Genomic DNA, 15,752 nt, shown 5'->3' with positions numbered 1-15,752 from the left:
ATTTTGAAAGGAGAGAATCTGATGAGTGATAAGGAAAACCAGCAGTATATTTTCGGATTTATCTTTCTGCTTGCAAACAGACTCCAGATGCTGGGAGATCAGCTTACGGGAGAGATTACATTGAAGCAGTGGTTTCTTCTTAATATGATCCGAAACATGGAGAAAGAATTTCCGAACTTTAATGATATTGCCGATGTCATGGGGACATCAAGACAGAATGTCGCGAAAACCATCTCGGTTCTGGAGAAAAAAGGAATGGTCGCTATACATTCTTCCATGAAAGACCAGCGATCAAGATATGTCGAGCTTACAGAAGAGTGCGGCAGGTATTTCCAGAACAAGGAAGATATCGGAAATCAGTTTCTTGATCGGATTTTTACGGGCATCGATGAAAAAGATATCGAGCAGACGATGAATGTACTTGATCGGATGATGAAAAATGCAGAAGAACAGCTTAAATCAGTCAAAAACGATTAAATTGAATCGGAGGATCAAGTCATGTCAAAAAAATCAGTTCTATGCTATCTGGTGGTTGTGATGACCATCATTGCAGCAGTCACAGGAATTTTTTACACTTTCGGCGGGGAACGGTACTTTGTGGAAAACATCTATGGGGAGAGCATAGAGCTTTATGGAGACGGAATCTATAAATATAATTCGGTATTGAAGGCTATGGGGAGTAAGGGAACAGATATCGTCATGATCGTCATTGCTGGTCTTTTTGGGGTGTTTACGTTTCTTCGGGAAAAATCAGGATTATATAAACTGCTGCAGATCGGCAGCCTTACAGCTTTATTCTATTATTCCGCCTGCCTTTTATTCGGTGTGACGTTCAACAGTCTCTTTCCTGTCTATATCCTGCTCTTTGCATCGAGTCTCTTTGGAATGATCAGCCTTCTTGCGGAGTGGATAAAAGAAGACAACTTCAAAGAAACGCTCAGGAATACTGATTTCAAGGGAACTGCAGTTTTCACCATAATCTGCGGGTGCTCTGTGCTTGTCTGGCTTGAGTTCATCATTCCGGCAGTGCTCTCAGGTTCACCTTTATCGAACATTGAAATCTATACCACAGAGGCTACTTTTGTACTGGATCTGGGTATCATCCTACCTGTGTACATCGGCTGCGGGATTGCACTTTCCAGGAAAAAGCTCATCGGATATAAACTGACTCCGATTCTTCTGATTTTCATTACGATTATCGGTCTGACTGTAATCAGCCAGAATATCTTCCAGAGTTCACAGGGTATTGTAATTCCGCCTAGACAGTTCTTCTCACTTGTGATTTCTTTTGCGGTTCTGGGCGTTGCAGCAACCTTTCTCAACTACAGGTTCGTAAAATACATTAAGTGAGGCAGAAGGGACAAGAACTCATCATTTTAAGCCGATCGCATATTGAATCAGTAATCACGATTAAACCTCTGACGACACCTGCGGGCTGTTCTTCAGAGGTTTTCGGCATACCGAAGTGAATAATGCATGGAATACCGTGATCACTATGCACACAGAGCAGTCACCTCTTTTTGACTTCGATGGACTTTCATAAGATAATAAAGAAGTATAATGAACACAATATTCAAACAGTTTAGATTAGGACAGATTCGCTGAATAAGCTGAATGAGAGAAAATAAATACTTCCGGAAAGGGGATCGTATCATGAAAAGGAAAGTCGTATTCATCATCCTGGACCAGTTTGCAGACTGGGAAGGTGCTTATCTTTCTTCGGTATTAAGAGATGAAGAGATGGGTTCCATAAATGAAGTGCTCTGGGCATCCACTGATAGAAAGCCCAAGAAGTCTCTCGGCAACATGACCGTTATACCGGATCTGTCATTTGAAGAAATTCCAGAAGATGCAGATGCACTGATTCTTATCGGCGGGAACTCATGGAGAGGAGAGGAGGCAAAGAAAGCTGCAGATGTTGTGAGAAGGTTTCTGGAGAAAAAAGCGGTTGTAGGTTTCATCTGTGATGCGACTTATTTTGCCGCTAAAGAAGGTTTTCTGAATGAGGTACTACATACCGGTAACAATCAGGAAGAGATGGGAAATCTTGAAAATTATCGTAATCCGGAAGGATTCAGAATGGAAAATGCCATATCGGACGGTAGAATCATAACGGCCAATGGAAACAATCCTGTAGAGTTTTCGAAAGAGGTGCTGAAAGCCCTTGAACTGTTTCCTGCTGAGAAAATCGACATGTGGGCTGACTTCTATCTATTGGGATACTGGAATGCCCTTAGAAAATACGGATTTCTGAATTAGCCAGACTCACTCAGTTTCACGATATCGTTTTGAACAGAGATGCCATGCACCGCAGGGAAGAGCAGACAGTCTTGCGGTGCATTTATGTGAATCATCGGAAAACGAAAAATTATCTGAGCCTCTAGAGGATTACAGGGTGGATATGTTTTTCGCTATCGCCTTGATTATGAGTTTCTATATCTATATACTAAAACAAGATAGCTATTATAATGTGAAGGTGAAAAGATATGGATTATGATTACATCATCATCGGTGCAGGAATGGGTGGCCTCAGCGTGGCAAACTTTCTTGCGAAATATGGTAAAAAAGTTCTGGTTCTGGAGAAGCATAATATACCCGGCGGTCTTGTTACTTCATTCAGAAGAAATGACGTCCATTTCGATCTTGGAATTCACGGGCTGTATGAGCTGAAGGAGAACCAGACAATTCCGCAGTTTCTTGAATTCTTTGGCGCACCCCGTGTGGAAAGTGAACCGCTTACAGGAAATCTGAAGTGCTTCATAGACGGAAAAGAATTTCTGATCAGGCAAAGCAGTGTAAGAGAAAGTTTTTTGGAAATATTTCCTGAGCGGACTTTAGAAGTCAACAGGATATTCGATCTCATGGAAACGATCAATAAGGAAATGTTCTCGGGAAAAGAAGCTCCTGAACCTCCATACAGCATGAATCTTCTTCAGAAGATCAGGTTCGGGTTAAGCACCTATAAATATCGACCGATGTTCCTGAAATATGGGACGAAGGACTTTTTAAAGGTCATGAATAATCTGACAGATTCCAAAGAGCTGAAATCGCTGATCTATTCCAGAAGTCCGTACTCCATGGTGTTCATGGCTTTTGCCTACCAGTGGGGCGTATTCGGGAAAAATGCATATCCGTCCAATGGGATGCAGTCCATTCCGGACTCTGCAGCTGAGGGACTCAGACTGCATGGTGGAGAGATCAGGTGCAATGTCGAGGTTACCGACATCCTGGTTAAGGATGGTAGAGCTTATGGCGTGAAAACAAAGACGGGTGAAGAGTTTCATGGAGCGGTCATCAGTAACGCCTCACCTCACTTTACCTATGAGTGGATCAGAAACAGCGAAGCAGAGAAAGAAAAGATGAAGAGAGATCTGACAGAAAGAAAGATATTTGAACCTGTAGCGATGCTGTTCATGTCGCTGGATGAAAGCCGGTATGATTTAGAGGATCTTGAAGGAATCAGTATCTCGTCCAGACAAGATTTTGAGCGGAAAACCCATGAATACACACCCGAAAGCGCGCCGATCATCTTAAACATCTATCCCAGGCGAAAAGGCGATCGTTATCGCGCTGTAGTTGCGTCCATACCACTCAGCTATGCGTATCATGACTACTGGAGCACAGGACAAGACAGAGAACGGGGGCACGAATACAGAGAACTCAAGTCTGAAGTGGAAAAAGTTCTCCTTGGCAGAATTGAAAATCATCTGGGATCTGATTTTATCAAAGCTGTATGCCATCACGAACTGTCGACACCTGTTACATTTGAACGATATACCTACAGCAGAGACGGGTCCTTCATGGGGTGGTCCATCGAGCAGTCGGAATATGGCAGATACCTCAGACACAAGAGCAGCATCAGAAATCTGTTTCTTGTGGGTCAGTGGGTATTTCCAGGATTTGGTGTGGCAGGTGTTATGGCCAGCGGATACTATCTGGCGAAGGATCTCCTTGGAGAAGAAGGCATCGATCTGAAAAAAGACTTCAGTGATTTCTTTGACCCAGGCAGGAAAAAGAACCGCAAATCTGAATAAGAAGGATCGTGACTGCATAGTAACCATCGGCGTTTCAATCTGTGTTTGAAGAGGGAAATGATGAAGAAAAAACGGAGCAGAAAAATGATGATCAGAATCATACTGGTATTATCTGTTGTCGCAGCAGCTGGTTTTTCAGGATACCTTGTCTATGCCACACATAAACTCAATCAGCTAAGTGAAATGACATTTGAGGACATGATTGAGTTTACGACAAAAGACAATAAGGATGCTGTAATAACCGTGGGTATTCTTGAGGGAGAAAGGATGTCTTTCAAAGTCTATGGGGAGAACGGAATACTTCTTCCTGAAGAAAACCATATATACGAAATCGGTTCGGTAACAAAGACTTTCACGACGTCTCTCATCCGAAAGGCGGAGAGTGAGGGGCTGATCGGCATCGATGACTCAATTGACGTCTATCTAGATCTTCACAAGCAGGATCACTATCCGACAGTAAAAGAGCTTATGACCCATACCGCAGGATATAAAGGAGAGTACTTCGAAAAGCCGATGATCTCGAATTTTTTCAGAAAGGCCAACAGCTTTCATCATATCACCGGAGAAATGGTCAGAGATAGAATCGAAAAAGTTGAGCTTAAGGATTCTGTCCATCCGTTCAAATATTCCAATTTCGGAATGGCAGTTCTGGGACAGGTGCTGGAAGAAGCCTATGATGAAAGCTATAAAGACCTGATGAATGACTATATCGGAAACGATCTTAAGCTATCCCATACAAGGATATCAGAAGGTGTGGGGGATTTAGGTAGTTACTGGGTCTGGTCAAAGGAGGATGCCTATCAGCCTGCCGGAGCCATCCTATCCGACATCACCGACATGATGAATTATGCGAAGTTCCATATGGAGGAAGAGCCTGAATATGTCAGAAGCAGCCATATGCCGCTGGCGGATGTCAAGAATTCCTCCAAGACCCATGAGAAGATGGGAATCTTCATGAACCAGGTTGCGTCCGGATGGATGATCGACAATGTGAACGGAATGATCTGGCATAATGGAGGAACAAGAGATTACAACAGCTATATCGGGATCGACAGTAAGAGAGGAATCAGTGTGGTTGTTCTTTCAAATCTGTCTCCGGATTACAGAATACCTGCAACAGTAATGGGCATTGAGCTTATGAAGTCCATGCAGCAGTGACCTTTCATGGATTCGGGAAGGGACGGACTAATCGTGATGATGGATATATTGAAGAAATAAGGGTTAATAGGCTGCGCGTTTCATCATGAAGAAGGTTATAAAAGTTCAGTAACACAACATAAAGGAGAACGACATGAAAAGTATGCCGAATTTCATTCATAAACCAGTACTTGAAGGGGAAAGAGCCCTTCTTAGACCCTTCAAAGAGGAGGATCTGAAATTTATTCTTGCGATCCTTGATGAACCTGAACTGAGAAGACTGACGGGTTCTGCTTCCTGCGACGAAGAGACGAATAGCCCCTTATCCACTGAGGATCTTGAAAGGACAAGACACTGGTATGAGAGCCGGAACGAGCAGACCGACCGTCTGGATTTAGCCATTATTGATAAGAAGACCGGACTTCTTGTAGGAGAAGCGGTATTCAATGAATATGACGAAGCTACGGGGAATGTGAATTTCAGAATCCTGATTGGTCAGGCGGGACAGGGAAGAGGAATAGGAAGTGAGGCGACAAAAATATTCCTGCGGTATGGTTTTATATTGCTTGATCTTCATAAAATCAGTCTTGAAGTGTTCAGTTTCAATCCGAGAGCAGAAAGAGTCTATATCAAAAACGGATTTGTACTGGAAGGCATAAAACGTGAGGACTTCAGATTCAATGAGGAATATATAGATACCAAGATATATGGCATGTTAAAAAGCGATTTCCTGAAAACTCAGAGTGAGATCTGAAGCCGGAATATCGTGGTCAGAAATATTATTCTTCTAACGTTCATCAAGCGTTAACACTGTTATCGTTGACACATTTTTACCCGTATAGATATAATGATGTTAATCTCATTAGAAATGAGAAATCATACAGACATCTATCTGTGCTTTAGAAAGTTATATCAGCTATATCATGAGATATAGAAATGATCAGCGTATCAAGAGGAGGAAAAGGAATGGATGTATTAACTCATATCAAAGAGGAACATGATGAATTCAGAGAACTGATGAAAAAGATTGAATCATCAAAAAGTGCGAAAAAGAAGGAACTCTTCAGAGAGCTTTATGCAAAACTCCATGGCCATCATGAAGCAGAAGAAAAAGTGGTCTTCCCGATGGTTCTTGAAGAAGTCAAGGCTGAAGATAAGGAAGTGGTCAGAGAGATGATCGAAGAGCATAGCCTTGGTCAGTACCAGTTCAAAGTTCTGGAGAAAACGGATGTTGAAGATGAGACATGGGATGCGAAGTTCATGGTACTTAAAGAAGTGCTTGAGCATCATATGGAAGAAGAAGAAAAGGAGTTTATTACCTTAGCGAAAAAAGTGATTCCTAAGGAAAAACGGGAAGAACTTCTCGAGAAATTCGAATCTGTTCTGGAGAAGAAGAAAAAAGAAAAAGAAAAAGAACTGAAATAGCGCAATCAGTTTCTGTTTCGAAGAAGCAAGTCTAGATGAAGAAAACCTGAGCTGATAACTGTAGAATGAACAGTTATCAGCTTTTTATAAAAACAGGATAAAAAGGCTTTTATCTGTTTGGTTTCATTAAGCGGATAATCTATTGCGTAATTTAGTCCGCTGTTTTGTTCTCGCAATAAGCCATCTGGAGGGATGAATATGAGGTATCTTCTGATTATAGCCGGTGTGATTATTGTGGGATTTACCATTGTCGATCTCATCTGGACATCCCTCTGGGTAGATGGCGGAGCAGGACCCCTCACAGATAGAATGACAAACATCGCGTGGAAGCTGCTTAAAAAAGCGGACAGGAAGATAAAAAATATCCTGAATCTGTCTGGACCGTTTCTTCTGATCGGAACACTTGCGTCCTGGATGATGCTTTTCTGGATCGGATGGACACTTATTTTTGCAGGGTCAGAAGGAATATTGAGGACATCAGGAAATGAACCTGTACAGTGGCATGACTATCTGTATTATTCAGCCTATGTGATCTTCACTCTGGGAAATGGAGAATTTTACCCTATAGGGGCTGTATGGCAGATCGTCACAAGCTTGGCGACTGGTTTCGGTATGATGTTTCTGACTCTTGGCACATCCTATATATTATCCATCATAGGAGCGGTAATCCGGAAACGTGCATTTGCGAGCAGCGTCTTCGGAATAGGTAAGAGTGCAGAAGAAATCATCATCAACGCCTGGGATGGTAATGATTTCTACAAGATGGATCTCTACCTTAATGATCTGTCTACAGAGCTGAGTATCCTTACCTATCAGCACAAAGCCTACCCGCTTTTGTTTTATTATCATACAAGCAGCAGAATACAGGCTTTGTCTGTGGCAGTGCAGATCATTGATGATGTTCTGTCCTTTTTCGATTATGGGCTGACGGATGAAGTCAAGATCAACATGCTTCTCGTAAGAAGCCTCAGATCATCCATCGACGAATATCTTGAAACGCTGGAAAAAATCTTTATCGAGTTTGAAGACAGAGCTCTATATCTACCCGATATCAACAACATCAGTTATGCAGGAATCCCTACAGTTGAAGAAGGTGAGTTCAGAAAGAAGATGGAGGAAATCGAGGGAAGGAGACAGATGCTTTATGGTCTAATGGTTGCAGACAACAGACGTAAAACTGATGGTAGTGCCCATCCTATGAATTAGAGAGGTATATATGGAGAATTTTGAAATACAGATTGCAGATCAGGACGATCTGGACGCTGTGCTGAGTATAAAAAAAGAAGCCCATTCTCTTTATGTGGAGAATAGACCGGATATCTACAGACACAGTGAAGTGATGTATACGGAAAGCTTTATACAGGGTTATTTTGATCATCATGACAAGATGGTGATTATCGCTAAAAATGAGAAAGAAGTTGCCGCATATTTTCTTGTACAGGTTATTGATGTGGAGCTGCCTATGATGTAGGAGAGAAAATATATCTATATCCATGATCTGGCTGTACTCTCCACGTATCGCCAGAATGGAATCGCAACGGGTATGCTCAGCTATGTTGCTGAATATGCACGTAAGATCGGAGCGACAAAAATAGAGCTCGCCGTTCATCTGTTCAATACTGATGCGATGAAGCTTTATGAGCAGAACGGATTCAGAGCCAGAGCCGTACGAATGGAGAGGGATGTCTAGTCATTATTTTCAGGCTCGCTATGGCTTTCCGGAAGTGCACTCATCATTGCGTACAGTTTTCGTGCTGTATTGATGTTTCGTATGGTCATCTTCTTATAGACAGGACTTCCCGCAAGTTTCATCAGTCCGCTCCTGGTCACCACTTTTTTATCCACTGACCAGATTACTGCGCCAGGAACGAAGATCACCTGGTCGATTCCATCCTTAATCACAAGGGAAGATCTGAGACTTTCAGTATTCAGTTCGTCCCAGAGAAAGAGGACATCACCTTTCATGTCTTTGTCGTTTCTCCAGTCATCTGGAAGCTGCGCCATGATCTTTCTGAAATCAGAGATGCTGACAACGAGCACATTTATATCAAGAGAGAATCGCTGCTTAATGACAGTTTCAAGAAGTGTGACTATCTCCGATTTTACGTGTTTCACGTCAGAGAAAATGATGTTTCCTGAGTTGATATAGGTCCTTACAGAAGTCAGGCCGATATCTTCAAAAGCTGACTTCAGTTCCTGCATGTTTATTTTGTTGTTGCCGCCCACATTGATTCCTCTTAGTAATGCCACATAGATCATACTTTTTCCTCCTTCTTGATTCTGAATCAAGTTTACCAGAAAACAAAGTACCTGCATAATCGAAAGTCTGATGTTGGCCAGTCAACATAATTACCGGTAGGATATTAAGGATCTTCTGCAAAGGACCGATTTTTGCAGAAGATCCTTTAATCAGCAGATCTTTATCAAACTTAAGATTTTCCTAAGAAAAACCTGTCTCTTTCAGGAGAATTATGCGATAAGATAAAGTATGGAATAACCATTGAAAGGATAGATGATATGAGTGTAAGAATTCTGGTTGTAGATGATGAGAAGCCCCTTGCCGATCTCATCGAAATCTATTTAGTGAATGAAGGCTATAGCGTAGCAAAGTTCTATCATGGGCAGGGGGCTCTTGAGGCAATTCAGGATGAAGAGATCACTCTGGCTATACTCGATGTCATGCTGCCGGATACGGACGGCTTCACCATCCTGAGAAAAATCAGGGAAAACCATCACTTTCCCGTAATCATGCTTACTGCTAAGGAAGAAGAAATGGATAAGATTACCGGACTTACCTTTGGAGCAGATGACTATATCACAAAACCGTTCAGACCCCTTGAGCTGATTGCACGGGTTAAAGCTCAGCTTCGGCGGTTTACGCTGTATAATTCACACAGCGGTGAAAAAGAGGAGAATATCATCTCTATCCGTGGACTTGTACTCAATTCGAAAACTCATGAATGCATGCTGAATGAAAAGCGTCTGAGCCTGACTCCTCTTGAGTTTTCCATTCTATTTTATCTTTCTGTTCATCGCGGTAAAGTCGTCAGTTCCGAAGAACTGTTTCAGGCGGTCTGGGGAGATGCCTATTTTGCAAGCAGCAGCAATACCATCATGGTACATATCCGGCATATCAGAGAGAAAATGAATGAAAACCGGGATCATCCGAAATACATCAGAACAGTCTGGGGAGTGGGGTATAAAATTGAAGAATAACAGTTTCAGAGTTCTGAGAAATCTGGCCATCGGTATCCTTTTTGGCTTTATTCTGTTCTGGATCATGGATTATGGCTTTAACGGCTCCATCAAAGAATGGTTCTATGAGAAATTTCTGATCGAACCATTCAAACCCAATGAAGGGAAGCTTGGTATTCTCTATCTTACATGGTCGGAAATCAGGACCTTTTTCGTGTACAGCTTTGGAGGACTTTTCCTCTTAACCATGCTGATTTTTATGACTGCGCTCGGTATCCAGGGAAAGGCACAGAGAAAAAACGAGAGAGCAAGAATGATCGGCATTCTTGATGCCATTACAGGAGATAAGGAAATGATCCCTCTTCCTAATGGATATAGTGAGATAGAAACAAAAATGATCAGAATCCGGGATGATATAGAAAGGCAGAGACAGCTTGCCGAAACTGAAATGCAGAGAAAGAGCGATCTCATCACGTATCTGGCACATGATCTTAAGACACCTCTGGCATCGGTTATCGGATACTGCAGCCTGTTAGATGAAGCAAACGATATGCCTGAGCAGCAGAAGAGAAAATATGTGCGCATTGCACTGGAGAAAGCATACCGTCTGGAGGAACTCATCAATGAGTTCTTCGAAATCACCCGGTTCAATCTTCATACTATTGTAATCAGCACAGAGAAAATCAGACTTTCCTATATGCTGGAACAGATGGCCGACGAATTTTATCCGATCGTAGCGCCCATGAATAAGAAAATCACCCTCGATGTTTCCGAGCAGCTTGTTCTGTCTGGTGACAGCGACAAACTTGCTAGGGTATTCAATAATATCCTGAAAAATGCCGTTTCATACAGTGATGCGAATACAGCGATCGTTGTAGCAGCAGAAAAAACTGATGATGAGATCCACATCACCTTTACAAATAAGGGAAATCCCATTCCTTCTCATAAACTGAAGACCATCTTCGAGAAATTCTATCGGCTGGATACGTCCCGGTCGACTCGTACCGGTGGTAGCGGACTGGGTCTTGCCATAGCGAAAGAAATCGTTACGGCTCATGGTGGTGACATCGAAGTTCAAAGCAGTGAGGAAAAGACTGTATTTACAGTGAAGCTGCCATCATAAGGAAAAATTAAGGAATCCATAACGTATCCATAAGTCGGAATTCGTTTTATACTCCATCTTCTGATGTTTAATTTAGTTATCAAGGAAAAAGGAGTAAAGAGAGATGAGTAAGAAATACGACAGAAGGAAAAATAGAAAAGGGAAAAAGAAGGCAGCTTTAGCGATAGGGGTTCTTGCGCTTCTGCTGATTCTCTTCAGTACAGCTGAAACTGTAGGGATTGATTTTACGCTCAGTGACTATATTGCGCAGAAAGAACCGGCTATGCGTGATGAACGGATCGAAAGTGATTTATCTTCGCTTCATGTCGACAGTACAAATGCACTGCTCATCAGACTGGAGGATGATCAGATACTTCTAAGTAAAAACAGTGATGTCAGAACCTATCCCGCATCACTGACGAAAATGATGACGGCTCTTGTCGTCATAGAACGAGCAGGAAATCTTAATGAGGAAATTGTTCTTGATCAGAGCATATTTGATCAGCTCATATCAGAAAATGCCTCTATGGCAGGATTCAGGTCAGGAGAAAAGATAACGATCAGGGATCTTCTTTATGGTGTGCTTCTGCCAAGCGGTGCTGAGGCATGTCTTGGGCTTGCTGAATATCTTGCGGGCAGTGAAGCAGAGTTCGTTGAACTGATGAATGAGAAAGCGGATTTTCTTGGCATGGAGAATACAAACTTCATGAACACAACAGGGTTGCATCATCCGGAACATTTTACAACCGCGGAGGATATGGCAAAGCTTCTAAGCTATGCGCTGAAAAACAGAACCTTCGAGAATATACTCACAGCTAAGGAATATACAGTACGGGAGAATCAGGCTGATTCTAAGGGTCATACGCTCAACAGTACACTTTTCATGAAACTGGAATCCTACAACAGAAAAAGGCTGAATGGGGAAATCTTAGGCGGTAAAACCGGATACACCGGTGAAGCAGGACTTTGCCTTGCAAGTTTCGCGAGAATAGGGGGTCAGAAGTATATGCTCATCACCATGGGAGCATCTGGAAACCTTAATACCGAGCAGTTTAACATTACGGATGCGATCGAAGTCTACAGCAGAATCAGCTGAAAAAGGTTCTATCACTACATAATGAGGAGAGAAGGAAAATGGACGGATTAGATCAGGATATCAGCGAATATCAGTGTCAGCTGAAAAAAGGACAGATTCAGAAAGCCTACAAAGGGATCATGAAGTACATGACTTCATTAAGATCAGCTCTTCAGATGAATCATCCGGATTACTTGACCAGCTCTTTGTACTTCGGGTATATGGATATGAGCTATTTTTCCTTTACGCCTTCGTCTCTGAAGGACAGGAAGCTGAAGATCGCAATCGTCTATCTTCATGAGGAGAACCGATTTGAAGTCTGGCTGAGCGCTGTGAACAGATCGGTTCAGAAGAAGACGGCGGATTTTCTAAGACGAAGAGACACAAGTGACTATAAGGTTTCGGTAATCTCGAAAGGTGTCGATTCAGTCATCGAGAAGATCATTATGGAGAATCCTTCTTTTGAGGATTCTGATAAGCTCGGGAATGAAATCGAGAAAAAAGTGCTCAGCTTCATCTCTGATATGGAAAAAATGACACAGGAAATCAGGTAAGAAGAAAAGGAGATAAGGGATAGAGGCAGTCTGTGCGTTTGCACCGGCTGCTTATTCCTTTATCTCCTTAAACAGTTCATAGGCTTTTTTTCTGGCTTCCACGAGTACCAGTTCCCCAAGCTCGGTGATTCTGTAATATTTACGGATCTTTCCATCCACAACGATATCTTCCTTCTGAAGAAGACCATTTGATTCCATGCTGTGAAGCAGAGGATATAGTGTCCCGGGACTCATTTCATAACCGTGAGCGTGAAGCTCCTCAATCATCCATGCGCCATAAACTGGCTCATGTCTTGCATGATGTAGAATATGGATCTGAATGAACCCAAGAAGAAATTTTCTCATAACTTTCTGTTGCATAACACATCACCTTTATACTATAATTATCAATAACGAAACCCGATATCGGATTTTGATAATATTGTACCACCAACGCTTTTCGAATACAAGATACAAAATAATGCAAGAGGATACAGTTAAAGATCATGTTAAATATGTGGAGGTAAATTATGAATGATGAAATAAATATCAGGGATAAAAGTGTAAGCAGCCGCACTTTTCTGAAAGACGTATTCATATGCTCTCTTGGAGCATATGGTGGGCCAGAAGCACATTATGGCGTGTTTACGGATCAGCTGGTCATTAAGAAGAAATATATTACGGAAGAAGAGCTCATTGAACTTATTGCACTGACAGGAATTCTTCCGGGTCCAAGCAGCACACAGACAATTGTTGCCGTAGGGTATAAAATGGGCGGAAGAAAGCTTGCATTACTCACAATGCTTGTCTGGGCGCTTCCGGTGCTAATCCTTATGACGCTTTTGTCCTTTCTCAGTCAGTTCTTAGGTGCCATGAATCTTTCTCAGGAGGGTTTCAGATATATCGGACCTATGGCAGTCGCCTTTATCGTTATGGCCGCATACAGAATAGGACGAAAAGTCGTTTCGGATAAAATGACACTCCTTTTGCTTCTGTTCGGTGCACTGACAACTTACTTCATAAGGGAAGCTTGGATTTATCCCCTCGTTCTTCTTATTGGGGGTATTGTCAGTATTCTTGCTTCAAAGGAGAAAGATCTCTGGAATCGTGTAAAGATCAGCCCGCCATGGAAATACCTTATCGCATTCGCCTTTTTCGCTGTAGGAAGTCTTGTTCTGAGCCTTATGTTTAATAACAGGATCATTGATATCTTTGAAAGTTTCTACAGATATGGATACCTTGTCATCGGTGGCGGACAGGTCGTTGTTCCCCTCATGTACAGCGAGATGGTGGAGATCAGCCAGTATATGACAAGTCAGGAGTTTCTGACAGGATTCGGACTTGTTCAGGGGCTTCCTGGGCCGATGTTCAGCTTCAGTGCATATGCAGGCGGTATGGCTGCAAGGGGAGGGAGCGTTCTTACACAGGTTCTTGGTGCTACAGCTGGTGCTGTGGGGATATTTCTGCCTGGGCTTCTTCTCATCTACTTTGTGTACCCGGTCTGGGAAAAGCTGAAGAAGATCAAAGGCATCAAAACATCACTTAAGGGAATCACTGCTGTAGCAGCAGGTCTTATTGCAGCAGCAGCTGTTCTGCTTATGCAGAAAAGCGGATTCCATATCGACAATTTTGTGATTATGCTCATTACCCTTGCACTTCTGTTCACGAAGAAAATTCCCGCACCGCTTATCGTGCTTGGTGTTCTGCTTTCAGGATTCCTTCTGTAAGAGGTAACGCCTGGTCTTAATAACGGAAGTGACATTTTTCAGACTGACTCGAATCGAGTCAGTCTGATGTTTCGTCCGGTAGAAAAACAGATTAAACAGAGGTATGACTGACTAGGAGGAGAATAAAAATGTGGTATGATTGATTAAAATATGTGCTCACAGACCTTATTTATGAGGCGCGAGCATAAAGAGGAAGGCGATAAATATGAATGAAGTGGAGATTTACATCAGCAGTTTTCCTGTAGAGGTAAAAGAAAGACTTGAGGCGATCAGAAAGATAATACAGGAAAAAGCACCGGAGGCGACCGAAAGAATCTGTATGAGCATGCCGACTTATGATTTTAAGGGTAAATGGCTTGTTCATTTTGCCGGCTATGACAGGCATATAGGGTTTTATCCCCAGCCTGAAGGAATCACAGAGTTCAAGGAGGAACTTGAAGGTTACAAGACATCCAAGGGGACCATACAGTTCCCTCATAATAAGGAACTACCATTAGCGCTCATCGAAAGAATCGTCGAATACAGGGTGAAAAATCAGTAATCCGACAAATCCTGATCACGTAAAGTCGGATAGGGCAAATCCATTCCTGATATATTGTATTCAAGGAGGTCAGACATGGACACACTTAATGCTTACAACAACGCTCTATCATACATAGAAGAACATCTGGAAGATGAGATCGAAATTGAAGCAGCAGCAAAAATCGCGTACTGTTCCGAATATCATTTCAGAAGAATGTTCAGTTATCTTTCAGGAATCAGTCTCACGGAATACATCAGAAGAAGGAAACTGACCAAGGCTGCTGAAGATCTCAGGGAAACCGATACAAAGGTGATCGATATCGCAGTGAAATACGGATACGACTCACCTGATGCGTTTTCGAGAGCTTTCCAGGCTCTACATGGTATACTGCCGTCACAGGCAGGAGAAAGCGGTGTAAGACTTAAAGCGTTTCCGAAGATGACCTTCAATCTTACCATAAGAGGAGTGGAAGAAATGAACTATAAGATTGTAGAAAAAGAAGGTTTCAGAATTGCTGGAATCAGAAAAAGAGTTGCCATACAGTTTCACGGCGTTAATGAGGAAATATCCGAAATGTATAAGAAGCTGACTCCAGATCTGATCGGAAGACTCAAGGCATTGTCAGATCAGGAACCTCATGGCATCATCAGCGCCTCGATTAACTTTTCAGAAGGAAGAATGGAAGAAAAGGGTGAGCTGGACCACTATATCGGTGTAGCGACATCCCTTGAAGTACCTTCTGATCTGGAGGTGCTGGAGGTGAAAAAGGGAACCTTTGCAGTGTTCGAATCAGTGGGTCCATTTCCTGAGACGCTGCAGGACATCTGGGGAAGAATCTATTCAGAATGGTTCCCGGCCTCAGGTTACGAATCTGTCGAAGGACCTGAGATCCTCTGGCATGAAAGTCCGGATACCAGCAAGTCAGATTATCGCAGTGAAATATGGATACCGGTAAAGGTGAAATAGAAAAGACATTCAGTAAGAGGTGCTTAACAAAAAGC

Annotated in this window: 19 protein-coding genes; 17 read left to right on the top strand and 2 right to left on the bottom strand. The window is 42.5% G+C overall.

Annotation, left to right across the window (positions count from 1 at the left end; genetic code table 11):
* The first annotated feature begins 21 nt into the window (after positions 1 to 21).
* The 10 genes from RTX25_RS06365 to RTX25_RS06320 all read left to right on the top strand — a co-directional run bounded on the left by RTX25_RS06365 (position 22) and on the right by RTX25_RS06320 (position 8,286).
* Complete coding sequence (locus tag RTX25_RS06365) at positions 22 to 477, top strand: MarR family winged helix-turn-helix transcriptional regulator (protein ID WP_312651896.1); 456 nt, start codon at positions 22 to 24, stop codon at positions 475 to 477.
* 21 nt (positions 478 to 498) lie between these two features.
* Positions 499 to 1,350, top strand: coding sequence for a hypothetical protein (locus RTX25_RS06360; protein WP_312651893.1), 852 nt, complete (start codon positions 499 to 501; stop codon positions 1,348 to 1,350).
* Positions 1,351 to 1,653: 303 nt separating this feature from the next.
* Positions 1,654 to 2,259: a DJ-1/PfpI family protein gene (locus tag RTX25_RS06355; RefSeq protein ID WP_312651891.1), complete on the top strand. Its 606-nt coding sequence runs from the start codon at positions 1,654 to 1,656 to the stop codon at positions 2,257 to 2,259.
* Between the two features lie 227 nt (positions 2,260 to 2,486).
* Positions 2,487 to 4,034 carry an NAD(P)/FAD-dependent oxidoreductase gene (locus RTX25_RS06350; protein ID WP_312651889.1) on the top strand — a complete coding sequence of 516 codons (1,548 nt, stop codon included), beginning with the start codon at positions 2,487 to 2,489 and terminating at the stop codon, positions 4,032 to 4,034.
* Between the two features lie 60 nt (positions 4,035 to 4,094).
* Positions 4,095 to 5,192 carry a serine hydrolase domain-containing protein gene (locus RTX25_RS06345; protein WP_312651887.1) on the top strand — a complete coding sequence of 366 codons (1,098 nt, stop codon included), beginning with the start codon at positions 4,095 to 4,097 and terminating at the stop codon, positions 5,190 to 5,192.
* Positions 5,193 to 5,325: 133 nt separating this feature from the next.
* Positions 5,326 to 5,925: a GNAT family protein gene (locus RTX25_RS06340; protein ID WP_312651885.1), complete on the top strand. Its 600-nt coding sequence runs from the start codon at positions 5,326 to 5,328 to the stop codon at positions 5,923 to 5,925.
* Positions 5,926 to 6,137: 212 nt separating this feature from the next.
* Entirely contained in the window at positions 6,138 to 6,596 is a 459-nt protein-coding gene (locus RTX25_RS06335; RefSeq protein ID WP_312651883.1) for a hemerythrin domain-containing protein, read from the top strand.
* Between the two features lie 198 nt (positions 6,597 to 6,794).
* Positions 6,795 to 7,802, top strand: coding sequence for an ion channel (locus RTX25_RS06330; protein WP_312651881.1), 1,008 nt, complete (start codon positions 6,795 to 6,797; stop codon positions 7,800 to 7,802).
* A gap of 10 nt (positions 7,803 to 7,812) precedes the next feature.
* A complete protein-coding gene (locus RTX25_RS06325; RefSeq protein WP_312651880.1) occupies positions 7,813 to 8,067 on the top strand; it encodes a hypothetical protein in 255 nt (84 codons plus the stop codon).
* A 12-nt stretch (positions 8,068 to 8,079) separates the two neighbouring features.
* A complete protein-coding gene (locus RTX25_RS06320) occupies positions 8,080 to 8,286 on the top strand; it encodes a GNAT family N-acetyltransferase (protein ID WP_312652002.1) in 207 nt (68 codons plus the stop codon).
* On the opposite strand, the gene RTX25_RS06315 is transcribed toward RTX25_RS06320, so the two are convergent.
* Positions 8,283 to 8,855: a DUF1697 domain-containing protein gene (locus RTX25_RS06315; protein WP_312651878.1), complete on the bottom strand. Its 573-nt coding sequence runs from the start codon at positions 8,853 to 8,855 to the stop codon at positions 8,283 to 8,285. The genes RTX25_RS06320 and RTX25_RS06315 overlap by 4 nt on opposite strands.
* Before the next feature lie 258 nt (positions 8,856 to 9,113).
* On the opposite strand from RTX25_RS06315, the gene vanR reads away from it, so the two are divergent.
* From vanR to RTX25_RS06295, 4 genes are all read left to right on the top strand, one after another.
* A complete protein-coding gene (gene vanR, locus RTX25_RS06310) occupies positions 9,114 to 9,812 on the top strand; it encodes a VanR-ABDEGLN family response regulator transcription factor (protein WP_312651876.1) in 699 nt (232 codons plus the stop codon).
* Complete coding sequence (locus RTX25_RS06305; protein WP_312651874.1) at positions 9,802 to 10,914, top strand: HAMP domain-containing sensor histidine kinase; 1,113 nt, start codon at positions 9,802 to 9,804, stop codon at positions 10,912 to 10,914. Before vanR ends, RTX25_RS06305 begins: the two co-directional genes overlap by 11 nt.
* A gap of 103 nt (positions 10,915 to 11,017) precedes the next feature.
* Positions 11,018 to 11,989: a serine hydrolase gene (locus tag RTX25_RS06300; RefSeq protein WP_312651872.1), complete on the top strand. Its 972-nt coding sequence runs from the start codon at positions 11,018 to 11,020 to the stop codon at positions 11,987 to 11,989.
* A 38-nt stretch (positions 11,990 to 12,027) separates the two neighbouring features.
* On the top strand, positions 12,028 to 12,522 hold the full coding sequence (locus tag RTX25_RS06295; protein ID WP_312651871.1) for a DUF7000 family protein: 495 nt from the start codon (positions 12,028 to 12,030) through the stop codon (positions 12,520 to 12,522).
* Between the two features lie 51 nt (positions 12,523 to 12,573).
* Here the strand turns inward: RTX25_RS06295 and RTX25_RS06290 are convergent, their stop codons facing one another.
* On the bottom strand, positions 12,574 to 12,882 hold the full coding sequence (locus tag RTX25_RS06290) for a PadR family transcriptional regulator (protein ID WP_312651869.1): 309 nt from the start codon (positions 12,880 to 12,882) through the stop codon (positions 12,574 to 12,576).
* 149 nt (positions 12,883 to 13,031) lie between these two features.
* On the opposite strand from RTX25_RS06290, the gene chrA reads away from it, so the two are divergent.
* From chrA to RTX25_RS06275, 3 genes are all read left to right on the top strand, one after another.
* The gene (chrA, locus tag RTX25_RS06285; RefSeq protein ID WP_312651867.1) at positions 13,032 to 14,228 is read left to right on the top strand and encodes a chromate efflux transporter; all 1,197 of its coding nucleotides are present in this window, start codon (positions 13,032 to 13,034) and stop codon (positions 14,226 to 14,228) included.
* 205 nt (positions 14,229 to 14,433) lie between these two features.
* A complete protein-coding gene (locus RTX25_RS06280) occupies positions 14,434 to 14,769 on the top strand; it encodes a DUF1801 domain-containing protein (RefSeq protein ID WP_312651865.1) in 336 nt (111 codons plus the stop codon).
* A 75-nt stretch (positions 14,770 to 14,844) separates the two neighbouring features.
* Positions 14,845 to 15,717 carry an AraC family transcriptional regulator gene (locus RTX25_RS06275; protein WP_312651863.1) on the top strand — a complete coding sequence of 291 codons (873 nt, stop codon included), beginning with the start codon at positions 14,845 to 14,847 and terminating at the stop codon, positions 15,715 to 15,717.
* Positions 15,718 to 15,752: the final 35 nt, after the last annotated feature.

The sequence above is a fragment of the Proteiniclasticum sp. genome (assembly GCF_032054185.1).
Taxonomy (GTDB): Bacteria; Bacillota; Clostridia; order Clostridiales; family Clostridiaceae; genus Proteiniclasticum.
Note: the sequence above shows the minus strand (reverse complement) of the source record. Positions and strands in the feature narration are given on the sequence as shown.

Bases quoted from the DNA above. Each gene is read 5' to 3' on its own strand.
- RTX25_RS06325 (WP_312651880.1), top strand. From the start codon at position 7,813: ATGGAGAATTTTGAAATACAGATTGCAGATCAGGACGATCTGGACGCT.
- RTX25_RS06275 (WP_312651863.1), top strand. From the start codon at position 14,845: ATGGACACACTTAATGCTTACAACAACGCTCTATCATACATAGAAGAA.
- RTX25_RS06350 (WP_312651889.1), top strand. From the start codon at position 2,487: ATGGATTATGATTACATCATCATCGGTGCAGGAATGGGTGGCCTCAGC.
- RTX25_RS06360 (WP_312651893.1), top strand. From the start codon at position 499: ATGTCAAAAAAATCAGTTCTATGCTATCTGGTGGTTGTGATGACCATC.
- RTX25_RS06315 (WP_312651878.1), bottom strand. From the start codon at position 8,855: ATGATCTATGTGGCATTACTAAGAGGAATCAATGTGGGCGGCAACAAC.
- RTX25_RS06345 (WP_312651887.1), top strand. From the start codon at position 4,095: ATGAAGAAAAAACGGAGCAGAAAAATGATGATCAGAATCATACTGGTA.
- RTX25_RS06335 (WP_312651883.1), top strand. From the start codon at position 6,138: ATGGATGTATTAACTCATATCAAAGAGGAACATGATGAATTCAGAGAA.
- RTX25_RS06355 (WP_312651891.1), top strand. From the start codon at position 1,654: ATGAAAAGGAAAGTCGTATTCATCATCCTGGACCAGTTTGCAGACTGG.
- RTX25_RS06365 (WP_312651896.1), top strand. From the start codon at position 22: ATGAGTGATAAGGAAAACCAGCAGTATATTTTCGGATTTATCTTTCTG.
- RTX25_RS06295 (WP_312651871.1), top strand. From the start codon at position 12,028: ATGGACGGATTAGATCAGGATATCAGCGAATATCAGTGTCAGCTGAAA.
- RTX25_RS06340 (WP_312651885.1), top strand. From the start codon at position 5,326: ATGAAAAGTATGCCGAATTTCATTCATAAACCAGTACTTGAAGGGGAA.
- RTX25_RS06330 (WP_312651881.1), top strand. From the start codon at position 6,795: ATGAGGTATCTTCTGATTATAGCCGGTGTGATTATTGTGGGATTTACC.
- chrA (WP_312651867.1), top strand. From the start codon at position 13,032: ATGAATGATGAAATAAATATCAGGGATAAAAGTGTAAGCAGCCGCACT.
- RTX25_RS06280 (WP_312651865.1), top strand. From the start codon at position 14,434: ATGAATGAAGTGGAGATTTACATCAGCAGTTTTCCTGTAGAGGTAAAA.
- vanR (WP_312651876.1), top strand. From the start codon at position 9,114: ATGAGTGTAAGAATTCTGGTTGTAGATGATGAGAAGCCCCTTGCCGAT.
- RTX25_RS06300 (WP_312651872.1), top strand. From the start codon at position 11,018: ATGAGTAAGAAATACGACAGAAGGAAAAATAGAAAAGGGAAAAAGAAG.
- RTX25_RS06290 (WP_312651869.1), bottom strand. From the start codon at position 12,882: ATGCAACAGAAAGTTATGAGAAAATTTCTTCTTGGGTTCATTCAGATC.